Origin of the sequence: Devosia subaequoris, from assembly GCF_014197055.1 — a bacterium.
Classification (GTDB): Bacteria; Pseudomonadota; Alphaproteobacteria; order Rhizobiales; family Devosiaceae; genus Devosia; species Devosia subaequoris.
Map to the genome: position 1 here is coordinate 475,880 of NZ_JACIEW010000001.1, position 24,604 is coordinate 500,483.

Sequence of the window (24,604 nt, forward strand, 5' to 3'; positions counted from 1 at the left end):
GCGCGGAGAACAACTGCCTGACTATTTACCTAGACCAGAACAAAGAAAGGCCCGGCAGAGCCGGGCCTTTCCCAATTCCGTTGTAATCCGAGGATTACTGGAATGCCTTGGCAGCCTTGAAGGTAACCTTGTAAGCGCCGTTCTGGTGCACTTCGCCCTTGACGGACGAGGTGAAACCACCACCCGGAGCCCAAGCCAGTTCGGCAGCGCCGTAGAAGTCGGTCTGGCCAGCGGTTGCAACTGCTGCGGCCTTGTTGGTGCCGTAGACGCCGATCTCACCGGTGATCTTGATGGTTTCAGAGACGGCAGCCACGAGCTGGGCGGCAACCTGGTAGCTTTCGTTGTTGGCGACGTTGTTGTCTTCGTCGAACCACTTACCACCAAGGTTGATGCTCACGCCTTCGGTGACGGTGGCGCCAATGGAGCCGCCGATGCCGGTCTGGGTGGCAACGGCAACGCCGGCGTTCTGACCACCAGCAGCTTCACCCGACAGAGCAATCTTGAACATGTCGAAGGTTGCTTCAGCCGAAGCCAGAACGTTCCAGTGGGTGTCGTTAGCGTTGTTGGCGCTGTAAGCACCGGCAGCACGAACCTTGAACATGTCGAAGGTGCCGGTCACGCCAGCGTGGACAGCCCAGTTCTCGACGATACCGTCGAGGATACCACCGGCCATACCGGTGACGTGTGCGGTGATGCCGTCGCCAGCATACTCGACAACACCAACCAGAGTACCCGCGTTCTGTGCACCGGCGACAGCGTCATAGTAACCGCCGACGCCGAATGCTGCAGTGGCGTTGCTGTCGAGGTTCTCAAGGCCACCCTTAACGACAACACCGTTGCCGAGATCGGACACGACCTGGATCACGTGACCGCCATCATAGGGCAGATCCTTGGCGAACATCACGCCCTTGTCGACGGCATCCGAGTTGAACAGGCCGAGGAAGTTGAACGGCTCGTCATCACCAAAGTTGGCAACGGAACCCTTCTTACCAGCCATGATCACGGTGGTGTCGCCGATCGAGACATAAGCCTCGTCGATCACAACGTTGGCATTGGCAGCGGCCGGAGCGGTGTAGACGGCAGCACCACCTGCGGCAGGAACAGCGTAACCTTCGTTAACGACGGTTACCTTGTGCTCGTTCTTGATCTTGATGGTCGCGGAAGCCGGACCGAAGTCGCTCGAGGCGGTGCCGACGAACTTCAGCCAGGAGTCGACATCGCTCGACCAGTCGTTGTCATAGACCACACCATTAACGGTGACGCTGTCGTTGTCCATGACATTGCGGGTACCCGCGTGGGTAGCAGTGCCCATGCCCGGGAACGTACCGTTATAGTCGCCCCAGTTGAATTCGTACTTCACTTCGCCAGTGATCTGCAGGCAGTTGTCAGCCGACGAGATGGTCAGGCCGGAGATGCCGAGCGAGTCACAGACGTCGAGCGAGGTGAGGACACCCAGATCAGCAGCGAAGCCAGCGGTCGAAAGACCAGCGGCAGCAACAGAACCGAGGATAAGGCTCTTGAGTTTCATTAATTGACCTCCAAAGTCAGTCATTTTTTGGTGCCGGTTACCCAGCGGTTTGTCGAAACGCGACCACACAATTCGTGGTGCTGTGTGTTGCCGTCGCGTTGCGACCGACAAACGATCCCATGCATGGATTCGCAAGACCCACTCTACGCATGCAAAAAGCTGACGCAATCGCGGCAAGCCGGTTTTGGGGTTGTCACAATGTGGTTGCAGAGGAGTTGTTGCAGATTCAGCACACACTTGGAAACGACCTGTTAATTGAATTGAACAAAGCGTTAAAATCATAAGGTTTGTGCGGCTTTGCCGAGGTGGGCGGGGTACACGCAAATGCATTGAACGGAAAATATGGCGGCTTGCCCCATTTGTGGCGGAGTCGTGAAAGGCGTTGGGAGTAGAGCATGTCGGTCGATAGAGTCGCGCTGGTCACCGGGGGGACATCAGGAATCGGTTTGGGGGTGGCACGGGGCCTCGCCCAGGACGGCTGGCGGGTCGTGATTTGCGGTCGGCGAGCGGAGTTGGTCGAGGCGAATAGTGCAGAGTACGGGTTCGGCGGCCATGTCTGTGACGTGACCCAACCGAATTCGGTTGATAAGATGTTCTCCGGTATCGCTGCCCGCCATGGGCGTCTCGACCTGGTATTCAACAATGCGGGCCGATTTGCGCCAGCGGCCAATTTCGGCGACCTGGATGTGGCGACCTGGCGCGAGATGATTGACACCAATCTCAATGGTGCGTTCTATGTGGCGCAAGGCGCGTTCCGGATGATGCGCGACCAGAGCCCGCAGGGCGGACGCATTATCAATAACGGGTCGATCTCGGCCTATGTGCCGCGCCCGCAAGCGGCGTCCTATACGACGAGCAAGCACGCCATCACCGGACTGACCAAATCCATCTCGCTCGATGGCCGGCTCTATAATATCGCCTGCGGGCAAATCGATATCGGCAATGCGGCGACCGACATGACGAGCAATATGAGCGCCGGATCCCTGCAGGCCAATGGCACCATGGCGCCGGAGCCCACCTTCGATGTAGCCCATGTGATCGATGCAGTGCGCTATATGGCGGGCCTGCCGCTTTCGGCCAATGTGCAGTTCATGACCGTGATGGCCACGACCATGCCCTATATCGGGCGGGGCTAGCAGCCAGCACGGCAAAGACAGGGCGACGGGTCAACCCGTTCAGCCCTGCCAGACCTTCGTTCCGCCGATCCAGGTGGACTGGACCCGGCGGGCGTCTGAAAGGTGTACGAAGCTGGCCTCGGCCGATGGGCGCAAATGGCCCAGACGATCGTCGGCGCCGATGGCGCGGGCAGGATAGAGCGCCGCCATGCGGAAAGCTTCGTCCGGAGCCAGTCCGAGGCGATCGATGACGAAATTGACCGCGTCGATCATGTCGAGGTCAGCGCCGGCAAGTGTACCGTCGGCGAGGCGCAGCGCGCCATCGGCGCGGGTAATGGTGCGGCCGTTTAGCTCGATGGTCTTGAGGTCGGTTCCGGTTTGCGACATGGAATCGGTGACCAGGAAGATGTGCCCCGGCCCCTGCTTTGCGCGCAGTGCAGCACCCATTGAGGCGGCATGCACATGAATGCCGTCGGCGATCAGGCCGGCATGCACCGCCTTGCTGTCCAGCACCGCACCGACGACACCCGGCTCGCGATTGCCGAGCTGGCTCATGGCATTGAACAAATGGGTGGCCATGCTGGCCCCGGCCTCGAAGGCCGCCATGGTCTGCTCGTAGCCGGCATCGGAATGACCAATGCTGACAATGGCACCGGAGGCGGCGAGCCGGGCAATCTGTTCGGGTGGCACGGTTTCGGCCGCCACGGTGCAGAGCAGGTTTGGCAGGGACTCGGCTGCCGCGCAGAGCCGGTCAAGATCTGCCTCGTCCATCGGGCGGATCAGGGATGGATCATGCGTTCCCTTGCGCGCAAGTGCCAGATGCGGCCCTTCCAGATGCAAACCAATAAAGCCGGGAACGCGCTCTGCCGCTGCGGCAACGCCGGCGGCGATGGCCTTGATATTAATCTCGGCGGTATCGGTAATCAGCGTGGGCAGCAGGGCGGTAGTACCGAACTGCGCATGGGCGGCGCAGATCGTGTGGATGGAAACGAGGGTCGGGGCATTGTTGAACAACACCCCGCCCCCGCCATTGACCTGCAAGTCAACAAAGCCGGGCACAATCATGCCGCCATCGAGCACCACCTGCTCGGCGTGTTCGGGGATATCGTCCTTGGCGACGATGCCGGTGACATAGCCGAATTCGATCAGCAACGCCGCGTCGTCGGACCAGCTCTCGCCGTCGAAAATGCGGGCGCCTGAGATTGCAGACAGGTCGCTCATACGGTCTCCGTCACCTTCTTGAGCGCCGGCGGCACGTCTGGATTAAGACCGCGATGGCGCGACAGCGCTTCGACAAAGCCATAGAACGAGACAATCAACGCCAGCGGATCGGTGATCGAATGGCCGGTGGCAGCGAATGGGAGCGGCTTGGCTGCCCCCGGCAAGTCGCTGGTCAGGAACGCTTTGGCGCCCTGCCCGGCCAGCTTGTGGGCCATGTCGGCAACCGAGGATTCGGCGGCATCGCGCGCGGCCAGGCCAAGGACCGGGTAGCCTGGCGTCACGATGGCCACGGGGCCATGCATCACTTCGGCGGCGCTATAGGATTCGGCCTGAATGTTGCAGGTTTCCTTGAATTTGAGAGCCGCCTCATTGGCTATGGCGAAACCGGGGCCCCGCCCAAGAACATAGAGGGCGCTGTGACCATCCAGTGCGCCGACCATCTCCGACCAATCGCAGGCAACGGCGCGCGAAAGGCTCTCGGGCAAGGCCGCGACAGCACGGGTGAGGTCAGCGTCCTCGCTCCAGCGGGCCAGCAAGGCGAGACCGGCGACCACTGAGGTCACGAAGGTCTTGGTTGCAGCGACGCTTTTTTCGAGACCGGCATGCAGATCGATGGTGAAGTCGCTGGCCTCTGCCAGTGGCGAGCCAGCCGTATTGGTGATGGCAATAGTGGTGGCGCCATTGCGCTTGGCCGATTGGGCCATGCCCACAATGTCGGGGCTCTTGCCGGACTGGGAAATGGCGATGGCGGCGGCCCGGTCAAGGCGGAGATCCTTGCCATAGATCGAGGCGACCGAGGGACCAACCGAAGCAACCGGCAGGCCCAACGTCAGTTCAAAGGCATATTTGAGATAGGTCGCAGCATGATCCGAGGAGCCGCGCGCCACTGTCACCAGCAGGGCCGGATCGAGGTCTCGAAGGCGCGCAGCAGCAGCGTCCAGGGTTGGGGTGGAGGCATCAAGGAAGCCGGCCACCACCTGCGGGATCTGATCGATTTCCTGTCGCATATGGGTCTGGGTGGTCACGATCTGAGGGCTCCATTGCTGGTATCGCCAAGCCGAAGCTCGGCGACAAAATCATAGGTGTCGCCCCGGTAGATGGAGCGGGTGAATTCAACGACGCGGCCAGTGCCCAGATAGGATATGCGCTCGATATGCAGGCCGGCCGAACCGACCGGCACCTGCAGCAAATGGGCATCCTCTTCCGCAATATTGGACGCACGAATGCGCTGAATGGCGCGTACCGGCCGCATATTGGTTTTCTCGAGGTGCTTGTAGAGCGAATCCGTAATGCTCATCGGCTCCGGCAACACAGCCATCGAGAGGCTGGCGCGCTCAATGGCCAGGGGGGTTTCGCCGGTCAGCCGCAGACGCGCAATGCGCGCCACGCGGTCGCCCGCGCTGAGACCCAGAATGATGGTTTCTTCCGGTGAGGGCACGTAAAGCCCGCGCTCGAGCCATTCGGCTCGCACGGCCATGCCGCGGCGCGCCATATCCTCGGTAAAGGATGTGAGTTGGGACAGGGATTGTTCAACGCGCTGGGTCTCAGGCGCAACGAAGGTGCCTGAGCCGTGGCGCTGCACCAGAACCCCTTCGTGCACCAGTTGCTGAACCGCCTTGCGCACGGTAACCCGGGATACATCGGCGCGCTGAGCCAGGTCCCGCTCGGAAGGCAAGGCATCCCCGGGGTTGATATGTCCGCGCTTTATGGCATCTTCTATCCAGCGCTTGAGCTGCAAGTAGAGCGGTCCGCCGATCGGCAGCACCACCGGACCTTCGCCAAACATCGTGCCGGACTGTTCAGTCAAGCGACCTCCTTGGCCGGCCGTTGCAAAACCGGCGAGCCCTACGCGCCAGAATGGCGCTGCGCACACAATACCAATAAAATACCATTTACCAAGTCCATTCTAGCAAATTTGCACTTCCATACCCATCTCGCTGTGGATATTGCACTTTTGAACCCGGCGCTTTATCCCTTAGCGACTTGATGGAGCTAAGTGGTATTTTTTTGGCATTACGGCTAGACAGGAGCAGCGGATGACAGACAGGCAGACCGAAGCCCGGCATGCGCAAGCCATCGGCCTTGAGCTAAAGAGTGACGCAGAAATCCTATCCTTGCTGGCAACAGGTCAGGCGGAGGCTGCCCAATGCGTTGTCTCCGCAATTCCCGAGATTGTCCGGGGCGCAAATCTGGCGGCCGACGCGTTGGGGAAAGGCGGGCGGCTGGTTTATGCTGCAGCCGGCAGCTCGGGCCTGATGGCGCTGGCCGACGCATTGGAACTGCCCGGCACCTATGGCATCGCTTTTGATCGGATCGTGGTGCTGCTGGCAGGCGGCATGGACGCTTTGCGCGAGATGCGTGGCGGACCTGAGGATGATGCGACGGCCGCGAGAGAAGCGGCCGAGGCGCTGGCGCTGAATGAAAATGATTGCCTGATTGCCGTGACGGCAAGCGGGCAGACCCTCTACCCGCTGGCTGCCATCCAAGTGGCTCGGGCGGCTGGGGCCAGCACGATCGGTATCGCAAATAATGCCGGCGCGCGGCTATTTGATCTTGTTGACGCCGCAATCTGCCTGCCGACCCCTGCTGAAGTCATCGCCGGATCTACACGTATGGGTGCAGGAACGGCGCAGAAAATCGCCCTCAATATGCTCTCGACGTTGATGGCCATTCGTCTTGGGCATGTGCATGACGGCTATATGGTAAATGTGATCGCGGACAATGAGAAGCTGCGCGGCCGAGCCTGCGGCATCGTCGCGGCGATTGCCGGAGTGGACGAGGCCAAAGCGCAGTCAGCCCTTGCCGCCAGTGCGGGGGCTGTGAAGCCGGCCATTCTCATCGCCAGTGGCACCAGCGACCTCGCAGAGGCGGAGGCATTGCTCGCGCGGCATCACGGGCAGCTGCGGCCCATCCTGACTGAGATGGGCGGCCGTTATTAGAACCGGCTGGCGGTGCGCACAAAAAACCCCGGAGGTGGTTGCACCTTCGGGGTCTTTTACCGGTCTTCGATATGTTTCAATCGCGTTCCAGTTTAAGCTGAACGAGGTAGGCGCGCATTGGTTCCATATTTTTTGCATCCCGCCATTCGGGGCAAAATGGTCCGCGGCCGAGAGGTGGTTGGCGAGCAACTTACAAGTGGTGGATGCCTTTGTGGCGACGTACGTTTCGAAGCAACGGGCGCACCCTATCGGGTGGGTCTATGCCATTGCCTTGACTGTCGAAAACACCATGGTGCTCTGTTTCACGCCTCCGCCATCTTTCCCGTGGACGCAGTGACGAGTACCGGCGAGACGCGCTCATACCAGGGGCGACATTTCTGCCCGCGCTGCGGTTCTTCGGTGTTTTCCGTGAGCGGGGATGAAATCGAGATCAATCTGGGCGCCCTGGACGCCATCGATCAGTTCCGTCCGACGTACGAGCTGTGGACGATCCGCAGGGAATCGTGGCTGCCGCCGTTTGCCCTGACGCCGTATTCGAGAAACCGTGAAGGTCCGGGACGGGACGAGCGATAGGGAATAAGCCTATTCCGGCTCGAACGGCACTTCACCGGCCAGTTCGGCCACATGGTCGATCACTGCTGCCGCATCAGGGTGATCGCCACCAAGCATGTCTGCCACCCGCTCGAGCGCGGCGATCAGCATGATCTGTTCCCACTCCTTGAGACCTGAGAACTGCTTGTGGAACTGGGCGTGCACACCGTCAGGTGCGATAGCCAGCACCCTCTGCCCCTTGTCAGTCAGAGACAGCAGAACCTGGCGGCGATCCTTCTCACCGCGCCGACGCTGGATCATGCCGGACGTTTCGAGCTTCTGCAGCAAAGCCGTGGTGGTCGCCTGGGTGATACCCATGCGGCTCGCCACGTGACCGGCAGTCTTTTCCTGCTCGCCATCCAATATCTGCATGAAGATAAGCTGGGACGGTGTCAGCCCGGTTTCACGCATCAATTGTTTGGAGTTCGACTCGGTCGCGCGCAGGATTTTACGCATCGCCGTCAGGGCCGATTTGGTCCGATCTTCCAACAACCTACTCCAGACTCTTCCTCACCACATTATCGTCATAATCCGGGGAACCCAAGCGCCATCACGGAGGTTTAGCATTCCTTAGCTATATCTAACCTGTTTTCAGACGACTAAGCAAAAATGGCGGACACAGAAAATATTTCTGCGCGACTCACTCCGCGCAAGCCCTTGATTTCGTATGGCAGATCACAGTTTCCCGTCACCATCATGACGCCATCGGCAAATTTTATCACGCCGCTTGGGTTGAAATTTAGTTTTAACAAGCTAACTTTCGGCTCCATGATTTACGGCAACTCAGCGCTGTTCGATGCCGGTGCACTCCACCGGCAAACCGCAAGTGCCCCGCAAGCGAGCATTCGCGCCCCCATCAGCACAGATGGTTCGAAGGTGTGGAAGCTCATTGGTGCCACCAGCGCGCTCGATGACAATTCGCTCTATTGCAACCTACTGCAGTCCACCCATTTCGCCGCCACCTGTGCCATCGCGGAGCAGGACGGCAAGGTGGTCGGCTGGCTCTCAGGCTATATCCCGCCCGAGCAGCCCGACACCTACTTCGTCTGGCAGGTCTGCGTTAGCGATGCCGCACGCGGCCAAGGACTTGGCCGGCGCCTGATCGGCGATGTGCTCGCTCGCCCGGTGTGCCGCGCGGTGACCACGCTGCAATGCACCATCACCCATGACAACGAGCCAAGCTGGGGCCTGTTCAAAGCGATCGCCCGCAAGCTCGACGCGCAATTGCGCCAGGTCGAACTGTTCGAAAAAGACGCCCATTTCGACGGACTGCACGACAGCGAATACGCGGTCAGCATCGGTCCGTTCAGCCCCGAGAAGGTGACGGCGCTTACGAGCGCCTGATCACACACCAATTAGACCTAATCCCTTTGACCATCCACGTCCAGGAGACGTTTCCCATGGCCACCACAGCAACAGTCACGCCTATCAACACCTTTGAGCGCGTCGAAAGCCGCGTGCGGTCCTATTCGCGCAGCTTCCCCAAGGTGTTCGACCGTGCCATCGGCTCGACCATCTACGACACCAATGGCAAGGCCTACACCGACTTTCTCGCCGGCTGCTCCACGCTCAATTACGGGCATAACGACCCGGATCTGAAATCGGCGCTGATCGAGTACATCTCCAATGACGGCATTGCGCATGGCCTGGACATGTTCACTGACGCCAAGGAACATTTCCTCTCGACCTTCGAGCGGCTGGTCCTGCGTCCGCGCGGCATGACGCATCAGTTGCAGTTCACTGGCCCGACCGGCGCCAACGCGGTGGAAGCGGCGATGAAGCTGGCCCGCAAGGTCACTGGTCGTACCAATATCATCTCCTTTACCAATGGCTTTCATGGCGTGACCATGGGCGCTCTGGCCGCAACGGGCAATGGTAAGCACCGCGGTGGCGCAGCAATGCCGCTCTCCGGTGTTGCCCGCGCTGCGTATGACGGCTATCACGGTCCGGACATCAACACGGCCGACCTGCTTGAGCGCCAGTTGAGCGATCCGTCCAGCGGTATCGATGCGCCGGCGGCGATCATCGTCGAGACCGTGCAGGGCGAAGGCGGGCTCAATGCCGCCTCCCCCGAATGGCTGCGTCAGATCCAGGCGATTGCCCGGAAGCACGGCGCGCTGTTCATCATCGACGACATCCAGGCCGGGTGTGGCCGTACGGGCGGATTCTTCTCGTTCGACGGCATGGGGCTGTCGCCCGACATCATCACCATGGCCAAGTCGCTTTCGGGCATGGGCCTGCCGCTGGCCATGACGCTGATCAAGCCGGAGCACGATATCTGGAAGCCTGCCGAGCACAACGGTACGTTCCGCGGCAACAACCATGCCTTCGTGACGGCTGCTGCGGCGCTGGAGAAGTTCTGGTCCGACGACCGATTCATCTCTGATGTGAACGAGAAGGCCCGCTATCTCGGCGAGCGCCTGGCCGCCATTGCCGATGAACATGGCCTGACCACCAAGGGCCGCGGCATGATGGTCGGCGTCGACGCCGGTTCGGGCGAAAACGCAGCTGCCATCTGCAAGGCCTGCTTCGCCAAGGGCCTGATCATCGAAACTTCTGGCAGCTTTGACGAAGTGGTCAAGGTGCTCTGCCCGCTCACCATCTCCCTCGACCAGCTGACCGCCGGCATCGACATCATGGAGACCGCCTTTGACGCGGTCCTGGGGTCCCGCCGCGCCGCGGCCGAATAAGGATTTTTCAGCAATGATTGTACGCGATCTCGAATCCGCCCGGATGGGCGACCGCCTCGTCAATTCCAATGGCTGGGACAGCACGCGACTGCTGCTGGCCGGCGACGAGATGGGATTCAGTTTTCACATCACCCGCATTCACGAAGGCACCAGCCACGTGTTTCACTACAAGCATCACTTCGAGAGCGTCTATTGCATCTCGGGTGAGGGCTCGATCGAGGAACTGGATACCGGCGTGGTGCACCAGATTCGCCCGGGCGTGATGTACGCGCTAAACTTGAACGACAAGCATCGCCTGACCGCCAAGAGCGAGATGGTGATGGCGTGCTGCTTCAACCCGCCGGTGACCGGCAAGGAAGTGCACCGCGAAGACGGCTCCTACGCCCCGATCTCCGAAGACGCGTAAGCGTCCAGATACTTAAAAACACAAACTGAAAGGCGAGAACCATGACCCAGTCAGCTTTCGACACCGCCAATCACGATGACTACCCCACCCGCCTGCCCGCCGAAAAATGGCAGGAGCGCAAAGACCCCGTCGTCTGGGGCAACTGGACCCCGGAAGCGCCGCTGACACGCGCGCAGACCGAGAGCTTTGAGAAGAACGGCTATCTGGTCCTCAAGGATGTCTTCTCGCCGGCGGAAGTCGCCGCACTGCAGAAAGAATCCGCCCATATGCGTTCGGGCGAGGCAAAAATTGCAGAAGATAACGTGATCACCGAGCCCGGCTCGAATGAAGTGCGCACCGTCTTCCGGCTGGATGAAGAGAATGCGCTGTTCGCGCGCCTCGCTAGCGACCGCCGCATTGCCGGCGCCGTCAGCTTCCTGCTCGATGACGAGGTTTACCTTCACCAGTCCCGCCTGAATTACAAGCCGGGCTTTACCGGCAAGGAATTCTACTGGCACTCGGATTTTGAGACCTGGCACGCCGAAGACGGCATGCCGCGCATGCGTGCCATTTCGGCCTCGATCCTGCTCACGGACAATGACGCGCTCAATGGTCCGCTGATGCTGATGCCGGGCACGCACAAGAACTTCATCGCCTGTGCCGGCGAAACCCCCGAGGACAACCACAAGACCTCGCTCAAGAAGCAGGAAATCGGTGTGCCTTCGCATGACGCGCTGACGAAAATGGCCAAGGAACACGGCATCGACTACGCCTCGGGCAAGGCCGGGACCGTGGTGCTGTTCGACTGCAACACGATGCATGGCTCGAACGGTAATATCACACCGTTCCCGCGCTCGAACGCCTTCTTCGTCTACAATGCCTGGTCCAATCGGGTGGTGCAGCCCTTCGCTGCCAAAAACCCGCGCCCGGCATTTCTGAGTTCGCGTGATCCCAAGGGTCCGATCAGCATTGAGAGCGGCAAGATCGGCTAAGGCCGGTTCCTGAGACGCCCTACGACCAACCAGATGGCTCCGCTCCCGACAAGGGAGCGGTTGGAGACTGCATGACGACCGAAAGCCCACGCCATACCGTTGAGAAGATCGGCGGCACCTCGATGTCCCGCACCGAGGAATTGCTCAACACCGTGCTGATTGGTGACCGTAAGGGTGCCGATCTCTACCAGCGCATCTTCGTGGTCTCGGCCTATGCCGGGATGACAGACGAGCTGCTTGAACACAAGAAATCCGGCAAGCCCGGCGTCTATGCGCTGTTTGCCAGCGCCGAGAGCGGCTGGGGCTGGGGCGATGCGCTCAGCGCCGTGGCCGACAAGATGTTCGCCCATAACGAGCGTATCTTCTCGGACGAAGGCGCCAGGCAATCGGCCAATCGCTTTGCGCGGGAGCGCGTCGAAGGCGTTCGCTCCTGCCTGATTGACCTGCAGCGGCTGTGCTCTTTCGGGCATTTTCAGCTGCAGCAGCATCTGCTGACCGTGCGCGAAATGCTGGCCTCACTAGGCGAAGCGCATTCCGCGTTCAACACCGCACTGCTGCTCAACCTCCATGGTGTCCGCGCCCGGATGATCGACCTCACCGGCTGGCGCGACGAGGGGCAGTATACGCTTGATGAAGCCATTGAGCGCGCCCTGGCCGATGTCGACCTCGCTACGGAGCTGCCGATTGTCACCGGCTATGCCCAATGCAGCGAAGCGCTGATGGGCACTTATGACCGTGGCTATTCGGAGGTGACGCTGTCGCGGTTGACAGTCGTGACCAAGGCGCGTGAGGCAATCATCCACAAGGAGTTCCACCTCTCGAGCGCTGACCCGCGGCTGGTTTCGCCCGACGCGGTGCGCGTGATTGGCGAAACCAATTACGATGTGGCTGACCAGCTCTCCAATATGGGCATGGAAGCGATCCATCCCCGCGCCGCCAAGGGCCTGCGCCGAGCCGGTATTCCGTTGCGTGTGAAAAATGCATTTGAGCCGGAACATCCCGGCACGGTGATCCGTTCTGACCTCGATGCGCAGTCACCTCAGGTCGAGATCGTGACCGGATTGAAAAATGTCTATGCCTTCGAGTTCTACGACCAGGACATGGTCGGGGTGAAGGGCTATGACGCCGAAATCCTGGAAGCCCTGAAGCGCCACAAGGTCTGGATTATTGCCAAGACCTCCAACGCCAATACCATCACTCACTACCTCAAGGGGTCGATGAAGGCGATCAAGCGGGTCGAAACCGACCTGTCCAATGCCTTCCCGACTGCGGAGATCGCCCTGCGCAAGATCGCACTGGTTTCGGCCATTGGCCGCGACCTGCGCTCACCCAAGGTGCTGACCCAGGCCATCCGCGCCTTGTCGGATGCCGGGATCGAGCCGCTCGGCGTGCACGATCTACTGCGCAAGGTCGACTTGCAGGTCATCGTCGAGCCCGACCAGTTCGAAGCCACAATCGCGGCCCTGCACAAGGGCCTCATCGAAGACTGGGCCGCCGCGCCGCAACACAAATTGCACGCGGCAGCCTGATCCATGCCGGCTGCAGGGATGGGCAGCAGCCGGTTTAACCCGCCCGAAGAAGAAGAAATGAGGAGAACACACATGACTAAATTCGGAAGAACCGCTGTCATGGCGCTGTCCGCCATCGCCGCTTCGGCTCTCGCCTCTACCGCTGTCAGCGCCGCATCGCTGGCTGAAATCCAGGAATCGGGTTCGATCCGCATCGCGGTCGCCAATGAGATTCCTTATGGTTATATCGATCCGGTTACCGGTGAAGCCATGGGCGCCGGCCCGGACGTGGCCAAGCACATTGCCGAGGAACTCGGCGTGACCGATATCGAGTGGATCACCACCGACTTTTCCTCGCTGATCCCGGGCCTCCAGGCCGACCGGTTCGACATGGTTGCCGCCGAAATGGCCATCATCCCGACCCGCTGCGCTACGGTTATCTATTCGGAGCCCAACACCTCTTATGGTGAGGGTCTTCTGGTGCCCGCAGGCAATCCCGGTGGTCTGAGCGGCTATGCTGACTTTGCCGAAAATTCCGATCTGAAGGTCGCTATCATGGCCGGCGCGAACCAGCTCGACATGATGCAGGCTCTGGGTGTGTCGGAAGACCAGCTTGTGACCATCTCGTCCAACGCCGACGCGATCTCGACCGTTTCGACCGGTCGCGCCGACGCCTATGCCGCGACCGGCCTGACCGCCAGCGAACTGGCCGGCCAGAGCGACTCGGTAGAAGTCGCCGAAGGTTTCACCGATCCGGTGATCAATGGCACCGAACAGCGTTCCTGGGGCGGCTTTGTCTTTGCCCAGGGCAATGAAGAGCTGCGCGACGCGGTCAACGAAGTTCTGGCAGAGTACAAGCAGACCGACGAATGGCTGAATACGGTTTCGGGCTACGGCTTTACCGATGCCGACACCTCGCGCTCGTTCGACATGAGCACTGAAGAGCTCTGCACCGAGTAATTTCGGTTCATGATCTGATCTGCCGGCGGGCGCCCTTTGCTTGGCGCCCGCCGGTAAATTGGTTTAAGCTTCACCAGCGACAACAATAAAAAAGCTAGGTTGAGAACGCCTTCATGGATTGGACCCAATATCTCAACCCCCTGATGCTGGGGGCTTGGGTGACCATCGAGCTGACGATCTATTCAACGGTGTTCGGAGCGATCCTTGCGTTCGCCGCAGGCATCGGCAAGCTTGCCCATAACCCGCTGATCAAGGCGATTTCGATAGGCTATATCGAGATATTCCGCGGCACCTCGCTACTGGTGCAACTCTTCTGGCTGTATTTCGCACTTCCGGTCGCCGGTCAGGCTATCGGCATCGATCTGCGCCTCCCCCCGGTCGCCGCCGGTGTCTTGGCGCTGTCGCTCAATATCGGTGCCTATGGCGCCGAAGTGGTGCGCGGGGCCATCCAGTCCGTCTCCAAGGATCAGCACGAGGCAGCCAGGGCGCTCAATTTCACGCCGCGACAGGCCCTATGGCGGGTGGCGCTGCCCCAGGCCATCCCCGAAATGATGCCGCCCTTCGGCAATCTCGCCATTCAGAATCTCAAGGATACCGCGCTCGTTTCGCTTATCTCCTTGTCCGATCTGGCGTTTCGCGCAGAGCAATTGCGCAATTTCACCCAGGATTCGACGACGATCTACACCCTGGCTTTGCTGATGTATTTCGGGCTGGCGCTGGTTTTGACCGCCATGATGAAACTGCTCGAGCGGTTCGTGGGCCGCTGGCGCGCCGGAGCGAGGTAGAAATATGCTCTTTGGAATTGAATGGGACACCTCCTCGGGCTGGGCGTTTGCCGTTTCGATATTGCCCATCCTGCTGATCGGCATGTGGGTGACCATTCAGGCCACCGTACTGGGCTTCTTCATCGCCCTCGTCGTGGGGCTCGTCTGGGCAGCGCTCAAAGCGGCGCCGCTCAAGATCATCTCCTGGCCTGCCGCCGTGGTCACCGAGTTTTTGCGTGACACGCCGCTTTTGATCCAGTTGTTCTTTCTTTATTACGTGTTGCCCGAATTCGGCATAACGCTGCCCGCTTTCATGACCGGTGCGCTGGCTCTGGGCCTGCAATATTCGGCCTATACCTCGGAAGTTTATCGCGCCGGCATCGAGGCCGTGGCCAAGGGCCAGCACGAGGCAGCGCGCGCGCTCAATCTCTCGGGCCGTCGCACCTTCACCCACATCATCTTGCCCCAAGCCGTCCCGCGCATCGTTCCGGCAATGGGCAATTATCTGGTGTCGATCATGAAGGACGTGCCGCTGCTGTCGGTGGTGACGGTCCTCGAAATGCTCAACGTCGCCCGCATCATCGGCGATAGGACTTTCAACTACCTAGTTCCGCTTTCGTTGGTCGGCGCAATCTATCTCATCATGACTCTGGTGGCCTCGGCCGGCGTGCGCCTGCTGGACAACTGGCTGCCCAAGCAGGGGATCCCCTTGAAATGACCGACGAACCGATCATCAAATTCGACAAGGTGGTGAAGCGCTTCGGCGACCTGACCGTGCTCAACGAGCTCGATTTCGAGGTCAAGAAGGGCGAAAAGGTCTCCATCATAGGGCCGTCCGGGTCGGGCAAGTCGACCGTTTTGCGCATTCTGATGACGCTCGAAGACATCAATGGCGGCGTCGTGACCGTGGGTGGCGAACCGCTGTGGCACGAAAAGGGTCCGGACGGGTCTCTTGTGCCGGCGAGCGAAGCGCACCTGCGCAAGATGCGCACCCAGCTGGGCATGGTGTTCCAGCAGTTCAACCTGTTCCCGCACATGACCGTGCTGCGCAATATCACCGAAGCGCCGGTCAGGGTGCTGGGCCTGTCCAAGCAGGAGGCAAAGCAGCGCGGCGAAGAATTGCTCGACCTGGTGGGTCTGGCTGACCAGGCGCGAAAATACCCGCACCAGCTTTCCGGTGGCCAGCAGCAGCGTGTCGGCATCGCCCGGGCGCTGGCCATGCGCCCCAATATCCTGCTGTTCGACGAGCCGACCTCCGCGCTCGATCCCGAATTGGTGGGCGAAGTGCTCAACGTGATCGGCAAGCTGGCCGAAGAACACGACCTCACCATGCTGCTGGTTACGCACGAAATGCGCTTTGCCCGCGAAATTTCAGATCGCGTCTGCTTCTTCGACCAAGGCCGCATCCGCGAGGAAGGCGCGCCCGAAGACCTCTTCACCGACCCCAATGAAGAGCGCACCCGCGAATTCCTGCAGGCCGTGCTGGATAATTAGGCGCGCCCCTCCCCTCACATCCCCCGTTTCGAAAGGCCGCTCACCCATGAGCGGCCTTTTTTGTTAATGTCCGGCGCAGAGGAGCGACCACGCGGAATCACGCAGGCAGAGATTTCGGGGAAATTTTTTCTGGGGGAGTGGCGGAGAGGAAGGGATTCGAACCCTCGAGACAGTTGCCCATCTGCACCCTTAGCAGGGGTGTGCCTTCGACCACTCGGCCACCTCTCCAACGGGCTCGGGTCTAGCGGCCCCACCCCAGGATGGCAAGTGGTTTTTGTCCGGGGCGCCACAAGGACTTGCTGCCTGTGGACGAATGGGGAACTCCAGGGCCGCAATTCGGTTGGTATGCGCGTGCATTCATGACTTAAATCGGCGGTATGGTGGCGGCAGGATTCGAGTCGGCTGGATGACCGGGACCAAGACAAGAGGCGAAGAGCAGATGACGGTGTTAAACAGATCCCGGCGTTCCCTGGCGCATCTGGTTGTTGTGGTCTCGAGCCTTCTGGTCGGGACAGTGAGCGCCCTGGCGCAAGCGCAGGCGCCGATCGAGGGGGTCTGGCGCACCGCGCTGGAATCGGAGATCACCATCAAGGCTTGCCCGGAAGGATATTGTGGGCACCTGTCGCGCATTGTGGTGCCCGAGGGCTTGCTGAGCGGGGCGGAGGCCGAAGCCGCGGCCGCCATGGCGCCGGAGGAATTTTTCGACTACCGCAATGAAGATCCGGCCTTGCGGGACCGGCCCATGCTGGGGCTGCAAATCCTCACGCTGTGGCAGGGGCAGCAGCCCTCTACCTATGACGGGGAAATCTACAATCCTGAGGACGGCAAGACCTATACGGGCTATCTCGAAATGACGGGCCCGGACACAATACGGCTCAATGGCTGCGTGCTGTTCAATGTGGTCTGCCGCGGAGAGGACTGGACGCGGGTCCCAGCGGAAGAGCTGGAAGCGCGCGCCGCAGCGGAGGCAGGGACCGAGGCGGCAGAAGCCACCGCCCCGGCGCAGTAGGTGCGCTACTCGTGCATTAATCGCATCTGTGGCTGGCCATTGCCGCGCAGGGCCGGCGAAATGCCGCGCAGATCTACTGTGGACACCACGCGCTGCCGATAGGCGGTGAACATGAAGTTCGGCGTGACATTGACCGGTTCATCGAACTGAATAGTGACCGTAAAGGCCTGCATGTTGTGCGCAAGCTGCACGCCGATCAGCAGGCCCTTGAAGGGCTGTTCGAGATAGAAGCCTCTTACGCGCATGCCGACCTGGAAAGGTACGGCGACACGCTCGGGCAAGGCGGCGCGGGCGGTATTCCAGTCGCGATAGCCATGGGCGCGCGCGGTCTCTTCGAGGGCGGCGTTATGAGTGATTGGCTGGCCAGTACGGGCGCGGGTTTCGCGCAGCGCCTTGGCCTCGGATTTAAGGGTTTGGGCGGACGGGGTATCGAGGGAAAACGACATGTTTCGGGCTCTCCGAATGGAGGCGACTAGTCACATGGGAGCCCGCATTGCCATGATGCGCCTTGGGAGAAACTACCGAAGGGATCATCGTCATCGAGCCGGACTTCACCATGGATCACGTGATCCGCGAGCGGCAGGCGCCGGCAACCGTTGGGGTAATTGCGCCCCGAGCGCTACCGAGTCAAGGGCGGCCATATCACTGGCGGTGATGGTGTGATCAGACAATTGCATTAGGCGCGGCCCCATTTGGGCGCTAATTACGTCCGTCGCACGATTGAGGGGATGATGACCGAGCTTTTGCTGTTTGTTGCCGGCCTGTTGGGTGGGGCGCTCAATTCGCTCGCCGGTGGCGGCTCGTTTATCGTCTTTCCGGCACTGCTGTTTTCCGGCGTACCGCCAGTACTGGCCAATGCGTCCAACACATATGCGGCCCTGCCCGGCTATGTCAGCGGCGCTATCGGTTATTGGAGCTCCGTGGCGGGCTACAAGGACCGGCTGGTGCTCTATGGGATCATCTCGGCACTGTTCGGCTATGTGGGCGCCGAACTGCTCCTGGTGGTGTCAGATGAACAGTTTTCGCTGGTGGTGCCCTGGCTGATGGCCTTTGCCGTCGCGCTGTTCGTGTTCGGCAACCAGATCAATACCGCGCTGAGGGCCCGTGGTGGCGAGCGGCGCGGCATGAAAGCCCTGGGAGCCGTGCTGATCCTGTCCCTGCTGGCTGCCGTCTGCGTCTATGGCGGGTTCTTCAATGCGGGCCTCGGTATCCTGCTGCTGGCCTTCCTCGCCATGGCGGGGATGACAGACATTCATGCCATGAACGGGCTGAAGCTCTATATCTCGTCCATCGTGGCGCTAGTGGCCGTGGCGCGGTTTGCCTTCAATGGCAGTATCGACTGGTACCATGGCTCGATCGCGCTGGTGGGCGTCACCATTGGCGGCTATGCGGCGGCGCGGCTGGCGCAGTTCATCCCGACGCTGTGGATCCGCATGGGCGTGATCGTCTATGGAATCGGGATGACGGGATATTTCTTCTGGACGGCGTATTTCGCCTGACAAGGGCGCCTAATCTGTAATCCTGATCCACACCGCAGCGTCGTGGAACGGGGCGCCACCAAAGGGTGGGGCAGGTTCGGCACTGGTGAGCATGTTGATCCCCTGCCCGCCACGATGGGCCTTGTTGCGATGCAACCCTTCGGCGATCAGTACGCCGGTTCGCAGCCCGTCAGAAAGGCGGGCGGTCAATTGCACCGCGCCGCGTTGATTGCCGACCACGACCGGCGTGCCGTCGGAGATGTCGAGCCGCTCGGCGTCTTCCGGGTGAATGAAGACGCTCGGCTCGCCTTCGCGCCCGAGGCTGCCCGGGGTCTGGTTGAACGAGGAGTTGAGAAAGGCGCGCGCCGGGCTGGTGGCTAGCTTGAACGGGTGGTCCGCACCCGTTGCTTCTGTAATGGCCCAATGGTCGGCAAAGCGCGGCATGATGGCTGGGTCGCAGACCCAGCGATAGCCCTTCTTGTCTGAGACCGCCTGCCAGTCCGGCGCAAAGCGGAAGCGACCATCGGGCCAGGCAAAGCCATTGGCGAAGCGCGCTTCGTCGTCCGGCCGCCCGCGATCGACGAAACCGGTCGTCTCTACTGCTTCGAGCGGCGGAAGACTGGAGCGGGCAAAAGTGTCCGCCACCACTTCGCGGTCGCTGGCATGGAAGATCGGATCGTCGCTGCCCAGGCGTCGGGCGATGGCGTTGATGACCTCATGGTTGGAGCGGGCCTCTCCGGGCGCATCGACCACGGCGGGTCCAAAGAGCACGCGCGTATGGCCGCCACGGGTGTAATAGTCATTGTGCTCGAGGAACATGGTGGCTGGAAGCACGATATCGGCCAGCTCGGCCGTTTCGGTCATGAATTGCTCATGGACGACAAGGAACAGATCCTCGCGCCTCAGACCCTGCTGTACCAGCTTCTGGTCAGGCGCCACACTGGCCGGATTGGTGTTCTGCACGATCATGGCGTGCACCGGCCCTCTGCCCTGCAGCGCCTTGGCGTCGCCGGTCAGGATCGGTCCAATCTCGGACATGTCGAGCAGGCGCGGCGCGCCCTGTTGCAGGTGCTGGCCGGTGAGCCGTGACTTGTCGAGTGCCCAGGTGCCCGAATTGGAGTGGAAGGCGCCGCCGCCGCGATGCTGCCAGGCTCCTGTCATGGCCGGAATGCAAAGTGCCGCATGCATAGCGGTCGAACCGTTGCGCTGGCGCGAGAAACCGAAGCCGAGCCGGAAGAAGGAGCGCGGCGTATTGCCGACGAGATGCGCGAAGCCTTCGATTTCCGCGACGGACAGGCCGGTAATGCCGGCCGCCCATTCAGGCGTGCGGGTTGCGAGGTGGGCTTCGAACTCGGGCGAGAAATCGGTGAACCGGGCCATATAGTCCCGGTCGGCCAGACCATCGCGCAGCAGCACATGCATGGTGGCGACCGCCAGCGCGCCGTCGGTGCCAGGGCGCAGCACCAAGCCCATATCCGCCTGTTCCATGGTGGCGTTGCGATAGATATCGATGACCACCAGCTTGGCGCCACGCGTCTTGCGGGCCTTGATAGCGTGGGTCATCACATTGACCTGGGTATGGACCGCATTGGTGCCCCAGATGACGACGCAATCGCTCTCGGCCATCTGCTCCGGGTTGACTCCGCCCAACAGGCCCGTGCCGGCGATATAGCCAGGCCAGGCGAGACCGGTGCAGATGGTGTCATATTGATGCGAATAGCCGCGCAGGGCGCGTAGCCGCTCGATGCCGTCACGATGCACATGGCCCATGGTGCCGGCGTAGAAATAGGGCCAGATGGCCTCGGCACCATGCTCAGCTTCAATCGCAAGGAAGCGCTGCACGATCTCATCGAGCGCTTCGTCCCAGGAAATGCGCTGCCACTGCGCTGCCCCCTTGGGCCCGACGCGGCGCAGGGGATGGGTCAGGCGCTCGGGGTGGTGAATGCGCTCGGCATAGCGCGCGACCTTCTCGCAGATCACTCCGGCCGTATAGGGATCATCCTTGGCACCGCGGACGCGACCGACGGTGCCATCGGCAAGGATGTCGACATCAAGCGCGCAGGCGGAGGGGCAGTCATGCGGGCAGACGGAGCGGATGGTGCGCTGGGCAATGGGGGCGTTCATCCTGCAAGGGTAGCGCCGCCCCTGCTCCGCGACAATCGCAATGTAGTTATAGGAGGGATCAGGGACGGTGATGGCTCGCCCCTGCCCCCAGGATCAGGTTGCGAAAGCCTTGGCGGCGGATTCGGAATTGCGGCGCGCGCGGGTGGCCGCATGCTTGGCCAGTTGAGCTGCGCCGGCGTGAAACTGCGAAAAGGTGATGTGGCCAGAGGTTCCGGTGATGGTGATGCCGCGCCAATTGGGACGCACCGAACGCACTTCGGTCCACTCAAGCCTGGTCTCGCGGCCCATCGCATTGCGATGGGTGACATTGCGATGGTCCCACCGGGTTTGGGTGAACAGGCCCGCTATGCCGATGCCAAGTGAGCCGGCCGCGAGGAGAATCACGGCGATATAGGTGGCGATCAGCTGCGTGGTGTCGGCGGCATGGCCCATGATGATCACGGCAAAGAGCAGAATGGCAGCCAGCGCCGCGGCACCGTAGCAGGCGAAATATTCGACCATGGAAGGTCGCAACTCGGCCCAGCCGCCGTCAACCGTAACCGCCTCCTCAGGTTGCACCAACCGCAGCGCCAGAAAAGCAGCATAACCAAATGCCACCACACCGGCCGCCCGGGACAGCGGCAGGTGGTCGGTCAGAGGGATATATTTGAGGACAATGAGAAGGGTGATTGTAATCAGCGGCAAAGCCACTTCCTGCCAACGCAAGGGCACGCTGTAAGTCTCCATGTTGCGGGGCCGGCGACGCAAACTCGGCAAATTTCCTTTCGTCGAAGGGTAAGCAAACGAAGTGATTTGGCCATTCACAATTTTGCCATAACAAGGGCGCGATGGCAGGGATGAGCTCGGGGATTGTTTCAAGAGCCTGACAGAGTGAGTCAACGACCTGCCAATTTGATTCACGCTTCGCGCCCAAAGCAATGAAATTGCTCGAGTAACTCCCCAGCCACCAACAAAAGCCATCCCAAAATGTGCCCAGGACAGTCCGGCAAACGCGACGCCGAAACGTGGCAGAAATGTCTCAATCCTGCTGGGCGGATCGGAAGCGGCTGGGGCGGTTAAGGCCCCAGCCTGCAACCGGCTAGATTTCGCTGCGGTTCTTCTTGTGGTCCTTACCCTTGGCCGCCTTCTTCTTGGGCGGGCGGGCCTCGCCGTCCGCAACCGGCTTTGACCATTGCGGCTTTCCCTTGTCCTTCGGCGCTTTGCCCTTGGCGGCAAATGGCTTGCCGGCCTTTGCCGGCTTGGCCTCACGCGGCGGACGCGGGGTTTCCATCATGGCTTCGAAGTCGTTGTCCGCCTTCGGCCTGGCATAGCGCTCCTTGCGGTCGGCGCGCTCGGGCCGGGCCTTCATCGGATCGTATTTTTCCGGCGGGCCGGGTGGGCGGCGCTTGGACTGTGGACGCTCGGGGCGCTCGCCCGGACCGTCGACGGTGTTGATATGCACGCCCTTTTCGCCCGTTCCATTCTTCCCCAGAGCGCGCTGAAAATTGTCCACCTTGTCGGCAGCAATCTCAAAAATGCTCTCGGTATCGAAGATACGGATCGAGCCAATGGCCGATTTGGTGACACCGCCGGCCTTGCAGATCATCGGCAGCAGCCAGCGTGGCTCGGCCCGCTGCTTGCGGCCCAGATTGACCTTGAACCAACTGCCACCAACAAAGGCCTCACGGCTGCGCGGCTCGCGCGAGCCGGATTCATTGAGCGCCAATGCCGTCACATCCTCGGGAACCGGACGCGCCGCCAATTGCAGCCGCACATAGGCGGCGGCAATCGCCTCGGGGCTGTGGCGCTCGAGCAATTGGCTCACCAGCGGCGCCTCGTCCTCTGTTGCCGCTGCGCTTAGCGTCTCGGCCGAAAGGATATGTTCGCGGTAACGCGCATCGATATCGGCGGCGCTGGGCGGGGCTATGTTTTCGGCATCGACCTTGGCGGTGCGCAGGATGGAGAGCGCCACGCGCTTGCGATGGGCCGGGGCGATGACCACGCAGGTGCCCTTGCGCCCTGCCCGGCCGGTGCGGCCCGAGCGGTGTAGCAGCGTTTCGGCATTCATCGGCAGGTCGGCGTGAATGACCAGGTCGAGATTGGGCAGGTCGATGCCGCGAGCAGCAACGTCGGTGGCCACGCAGATACGGGCGCGCCCGTCCCGCATGGATTGCAGCGCGCTGGTGCGCTCGGCCTGGCTCAACTCGCCCGACAAGGTCACTACGTCAAAGCCGCGATTGTGCAGCCGGGCCGACAGGTGTTTCACCGCTTCGCGGGTGGAGGCGAAGACGATAGTATTGGTGCTCTCGTACCAGAGCAGTGTGTTGATGACGGCATTCTCGCGCTCGGCAGCGGGCACCGCCATCAGCTTGTAGTCAATATCGGCGTGTTGCGAGCCGGAACTGGCGGCGGTGATGCGCAGGGCATCGCGCTGGAAGGTTTTGGCCAATTCAGCGATCTGCTTGGGCACGGTAGCCGAAAACAGCAGGGTGCGGCGCTCTTCCGGTGCCGCAGCGAGGATGAACTCGAGATCTTCGCGGAAGCCGAGGTCGAGCATTTCGTCGGCCTCGTCGAGCACCACAGCACGCAGCGCCGATGTGTCGAGCACCCCGCGGGTAATATGGTCGCGCAGGCGGCCGGGAGTGCCGACTACGATATGGGCGCCGCGTTCCAGCGCCCGGCGCTCGGTGCGCTGGTCCATGCCACCAACGCCTGCGGCGGACTGGGCGTGCATATTGGCGTAGAGCCAGTCGAGTTCACGACGAACCTGCATGGCCAATTCGCGGGTCGGGGCGATCACCAGCGCAAGCGGCGCGCCGGGAGGCGGCAGGATGAGGTCGTCGCCCAACAGGGTCGGCGCAATCGCCATGCCAAAGGCAACGGTCTTGCCCGAGCCGGTCTGGGCGGAAACCAGAAGGTCGCGCCCATCCGCGCCTTCTTCAATGACGGCAGCCTGTACCGGGGTGAGGCTGTCATAGCCCTTGGCCACGAGGGCCTGGGCGATGGGGGCAATAATGGTATCGGGTAGGGACAAAGCAGTTCTTTCGGAGCGGATTACACCATGCGTGCCGTGCCCCGATGCGACGGGATGCTCCGACCGATTATTGGTGTCTAGCAATGGGGTTCCGCCCTTGTGGCGGAGTGACCCGGGTCGTGTTCAATGCCTTATAGCACGAACAAGCAAAAAGGCCGCCCGGCGGGCGGCCTGAAATTTGTGGTGGCGGAGACATCGGCCCGGCCCCTCGCGGGCCCCAGGGCGTTCGTCCCTCAAATCGCTCCACCGGAGCGATTTGCCGGCTGGCCTTGGCCAGCCGTCAGGCCTCACCCAACGATTTCGTCGTCGGAGAAGAAGAACTTGATTTCCTGGGCAGCGGTTTCCGGAGCGTCCGAACCGTGCACGGAGTTTTCACCGACGGACAAGGCAAATTCCTTGCGGATGGTGCCTTCAGCGGCGTTTTCCGGGTTGGTGGCGCCCATGATTTCGCGGTTCTTGAGGATGGCGTTTTCGCCTTCCAGGACCTGCACGACAACCGGCGAGGCGATCATCTGCTCGACCAGTTCACCGAAGAAGGGGCGTTCCTTGTGGACCGCGTAGAAGCCTTCGGCCTGTTCGCGGGTCATGTGGATTTTCTTCATGGCGACGGGGCGCAGACCGTTCTCTTCGAACTTGGCGACGATCTTGCCGATCAGGTTGCGGCGGACGGCATCGGGCTTGATGATGGAGAAGGTGCGTTCGAGCGCCATGGCGGTATGTTCCTGCTTGATGCGTTTGGAAAGGTGGCGCCTTTTAGCGGGTGCGTGTGTAAGGCGCAAGACGGCAAGTTGCC

General features: G+C 61.3%; 24 protein-coding genes and 1 tRNA gene. 14 read left to right on the forward strand and 11 right to left on the reverse strand.

Annotated elements, in window-relative coordinates:
* Positions 1-94: 94 nt before the first annotated feature.
* Complete coding sequence (locus tag GGR20_RS02335) at positions 95-1,528, reverse strand: hypothetical protein (RefSeq protein WP_183309611.1); 1,434 nt, start codon at positions 1,526-1,528, stop codon at positions 95-97.
* 395 nt (positions 1,529-1,923) lie between these two features.
* Here GGR20_RS02335 and GGR20_RS02340 point away from each other — a divergent pair, with 395 nt between their 5' ends.
* Positions 1,924-2,664 (forward strand): SDR family oxidoreductase, encoded by a 741-nt coding sequence (locus GGR20_RS02340; protein ID WP_183309612.1) that lies wholly within the window; start codon positions 1,924-1,926, stop codon positions 2,662-2,664.
* Between the two features lie 39 nt (positions 2,665-2,703).
* Here GGR20_RS02340 and nagA read toward each other — a convergent pair whose 3' ends face one another.
* Genes nagA through GGR20_RS02355 form a run of 3 tightly spaced genes read right to left on the reverse strand, consistent with a single transcriptional unit; the run spans position 2,704 to position 5,650 of the window.
* The gene (gene nagA / locus GGR20_RS02345) at positions 2,704-3,864 is read right to left on the reverse strand and encodes an N-acetylglucosamine-6-phosphate deacetylase (RefSeq protein ID WP_183309613.1); all 1,161 of its coding nucleotides are present in this window, start codon (positions 3,862-3,864) and stop codon (positions 2,704-2,706) included.
* Positions 3,861-4,892 (reverse strand): SIS domain-containing protein, encoded by a 1,032-nt coding sequence (locus GGR20_RS02350; protein WP_253560065.1) that lies wholly within the window; start codon positions 4,890-4,892, stop codon positions 3,861-3,863. Before GGR20_RS02350 ends, nagA begins: the two co-directional genes overlap by 4 nt.
* Positions 4,886-5,650 carry a GntR family transcriptional regulator gene (locus tag GGR20_RS02355; protein ID WP_183310043.1) on the reverse strand — a complete coding sequence of 255 codons (765 nt, stop codon included), beginning with the start codon at positions 5,648-5,650 and terminating at the stop codon, positions 4,886-4,888. The genes GGR20_RS02350 and GGR20_RS02355 overlap by 7 nt, the downstream gene beginning before the upstream one ends.
* Before the next feature lie 250 nt (positions 5,651-5,900).
* Here GGR20_RS02355 and GGR20_RS02360 point away from each other — a divergent pair, with 250 nt between their 5' ends.
* Entirely contained in the window at positions 5,901-6,803 is a 903-nt protein-coding gene (locus tag GGR20_RS02360; RefSeq protein WP_183309614.1) for an N-acetylmuramic acid 6-phosphate etherase, read from the forward strand.
* A gap of 156 nt (positions 6,804-6,959) precedes the next feature.
* Positions 6,960-7,376 carry a GFA family protein gene (locus tag GGR20_RS02365; protein WP_183309615.1) on the forward strand — a complete coding sequence of 139 codons (417 nt, stop codon included), beginning with the start codon at positions 6,960-6,962 and terminating at the stop codon, positions 7,374-7,376.
* A gap of 9 nt (positions 7,377-7,385) precedes the next feature.
* Here GGR20_RS02365 and GGR20_RS02370 read toward each other — a convergent pair whose 3' ends face one another.
* The gene (locus tag GGR20_RS02370; RefSeq protein WP_183309616.1) at positions 7,386-7,883 is read right to left on the reverse strand and encodes a MarR family winged helix-turn-helix transcriptional regulator; all 498 of its coding nucleotides are present in this window, start codon (positions 7,881-7,883) and stop codon (positions 7,386-7,388) included.
* A 279-nt stretch (positions 7,884-8,162) separates the two neighbouring features.
* On the opposite strand from GGR20_RS02370, the gene ectA reads away from it, so the two are divergent.
* The 9 genes from ectA (at position 8,163) to ehuA (ending at position 16,187) form a co-directional block, all read left to right on the forward strand.
* Positions 8,163-8,738: a diaminobutyrate acetyltransferase gene (gene ectA, locus GGR20_RS02375; RefSeq protein ID WP_183310044.1), complete on the forward strand. Its 576-nt coding sequence runs from the start codon at positions 8,163-8,165 to the stop codon at positions 8,736-8,738.
* A 56-nt stretch (positions 8,739-8,794) separates the two neighbouring features.
* Complete coding sequence (gene ectB / locus GGR20_RS02380) at positions 8,795-10,084, forward strand: diaminobutyrate--2-oxoglutarate transaminase (protein ID WP_183309617.1); 1,290 nt, start codon at positions 8,795-8,797, stop codon at positions 10,082-10,084.
* A gap of 13 nt (positions 10,085-10,097) precedes the next feature.
* Positions 10,098-10,490, forward strand: coding sequence for an ectoine synthase (locus GGR20_RS02385; protein ID WP_183309618.1), 393 nt, complete (start codon positions 10,098-10,100; stop codon positions 10,488-10,490).
* A gap of 41 nt (positions 10,491-10,531) precedes the next feature.
* The gene (gene thpD, locus GGR20_RS02390) at positions 10,532-11,461 is read left to right on the forward strand and encodes an ectoine hydroxylase (protein ID WP_183309619.1); all 930 of its coding nucleotides are present in this window, start codon (positions 10,532-10,534) and stop codon (positions 11,459-11,461) included.
* A gap of 71 nt (positions 11,462-11,532) precedes the next feature.
* On the forward strand, positions 11,533-12,990 hold the full coding sequence (locus GGR20_RS02395) for an aspartate kinase (RefSeq protein ID WP_183309620.1): 1,458 nt from the start codon (positions 11,533-11,535) through the stop codon (positions 12,988-12,990).
* A 72-nt stretch (positions 12,991-13,062) separates the two neighbouring features.
* On the forward strand, positions 13,063-13,929 hold the full coding sequence (ehuB, locus tag GGR20_RS02400; protein ID WP_183309621.1) for an ectoine/hydroxyectoine ABC transporter substrate-binding protein EhuB: 867 nt from the start codon (positions 13,063-13,065) through the stop codon (positions 13,927-13,929).
* A 113-nt stretch (positions 13,930-14,042) separates the two neighbouring features.
* Positions 14,043-14,714: an ectoine/hydroxyectoine ABC transporter permease subunit EhuC gene (gene ehuC, locus GGR20_RS02405; protein ID WP_183309622.1), complete on the forward strand. Its 672-nt coding sequence runs from the start codon at positions 14,043-14,045 to the stop codon at positions 14,712-14,714.
* Between the two features lie 4 nt (positions 14,715-14,718).
* Positions 14,719-15,411 (forward strand): ectoine/hydroxyectoine ABC transporter permease subunit EhuD, encoded by a 693-nt coding sequence (gene ehuD / locus GGR20_RS02410; RefSeq protein ID WP_183309623.1) that lies wholly within the window; start codon positions 14,719-14,721, stop codon positions 15,409-15,411.
* Positions 15,408-16,187 (forward strand): ectoine/hydroxyectoine ABC transporter ATP-binding protein EhuA, encoded by a 780-nt coding sequence (ehuA, locus tag GGR20_RS02415; RefSeq protein WP_183309624.1) that lies wholly within the window; start codon positions 15,408-15,410, stop codon positions 16,185-16,187. The genes ehuD and ehuA overlap by 4 nt, the downstream gene beginning before the upstream one ends.
* 138 nt (positions 16,188-16,325) lie before the next feature.
* Here ehuA and GGR20_RS02420 read toward each other — a convergent pair.
* Positions 16,326-16,415 (reverse strand) — tRNA-Ser (locus GGR20_RS02420).
* Positions 16,416-16,593: 178 nt separating this feature from the next.
* Here GGR20_RS02420 and GGR20_RS02425 point away from each other — a divergent pair.
* Positions 16,594-17,196, forward strand: coding sequence for a DUF2147 domain-containing protein (locus GGR20_RS02425; protein WP_183309625.1), 603 nt, complete (start codon positions 16,594-16,596; stop codon positions 17,194-17,196).
* A 5-nt stretch (positions 17,197-17,201) separates the two neighbouring features.
* Here the strand turns inward: GGR20_RS02425 and GGR20_RS02430 are convergent, their stop codons facing one another.
* On the reverse strand, positions 17,202-17,642 hold the full coding sequence (locus tag GGR20_RS02430) for a glyoxalase superfamily protein (protein ID WP_183309626.1): 441 nt from the start codon (positions 17,640-17,642) through the stop codon (positions 17,202-17,204).
* Between the two features lie 285 nt (positions 17,643-17,927).
* Between GGR20_RS02430 and GGR20_RS02435 the strand changes: the two genes are divergently transcribed.
* On the forward strand, positions 17,928-18,695 hold the full coding sequence (locus GGR20_RS02435; RefSeq protein WP_183309627.1) for a sulfite exporter TauE/SafE family protein: 768 nt from the start codon (positions 17,928-17,930) through the stop codon (positions 18,693-18,695).
* A 9-nt stretch (positions 18,696-18,704) separates the two neighbouring features.
* Here the strand turns inward: GGR20_RS02435 and GGR20_RS02440 are convergent, their stop codons facing one another.
* The 4 genes from GGR20_RS02440 to ndk all read right to left on the reverse strand — a co-directional run bounded on the left by GGR20_RS02440 (position 18,705) and on the right by ndk (position 24,521).
* Positions 18,705-20,798: a molybdopterin-containing oxidoreductase family protein gene (locus tag GGR20_RS02440; RefSeq protein ID WP_183309628.1), complete on the reverse strand. Its 2,094-nt coding sequence runs from the start codon at positions 20,796-20,798 to the stop codon at positions 18,705-18,707.
* Positions 20,799-20,891: 93 nt separating this feature from the next.
* Positions 20,892-21,509, reverse strand: coding sequence for a hypothetical protein (locus GGR20_RS02445; protein ID WP_183309629.1), 618 nt, complete (start codon positions 21,507-21,509; stop codon positions 20,892-20,894).
* Between the two features lie 367 nt (positions 21,510-21,876).
* Positions 21,877-23,811, reverse strand: a complete 1,935-nt coding sequence (locus tag GGR20_RS02450; protein ID WP_183309630.1) for a DEAD/DEAH box helicase — start codon at positions 23,809-23,811, stop codon at positions 21,877-21,879.
* A gap of 287 nt (positions 23,812-24,098) precedes the next feature.
* On the reverse strand, positions 24,099-24,521 hold the full coding sequence (ndk, locus tag GGR20_RS02455; protein WP_104894660.1) for a nucleoside-diphosphate kinase: 423 nt from the start codon (positions 24,519-24,521) through the stop codon (positions 24,099-24,101).
* Positions 24,522-24,604: the final 83 nt, after the last annotated feature.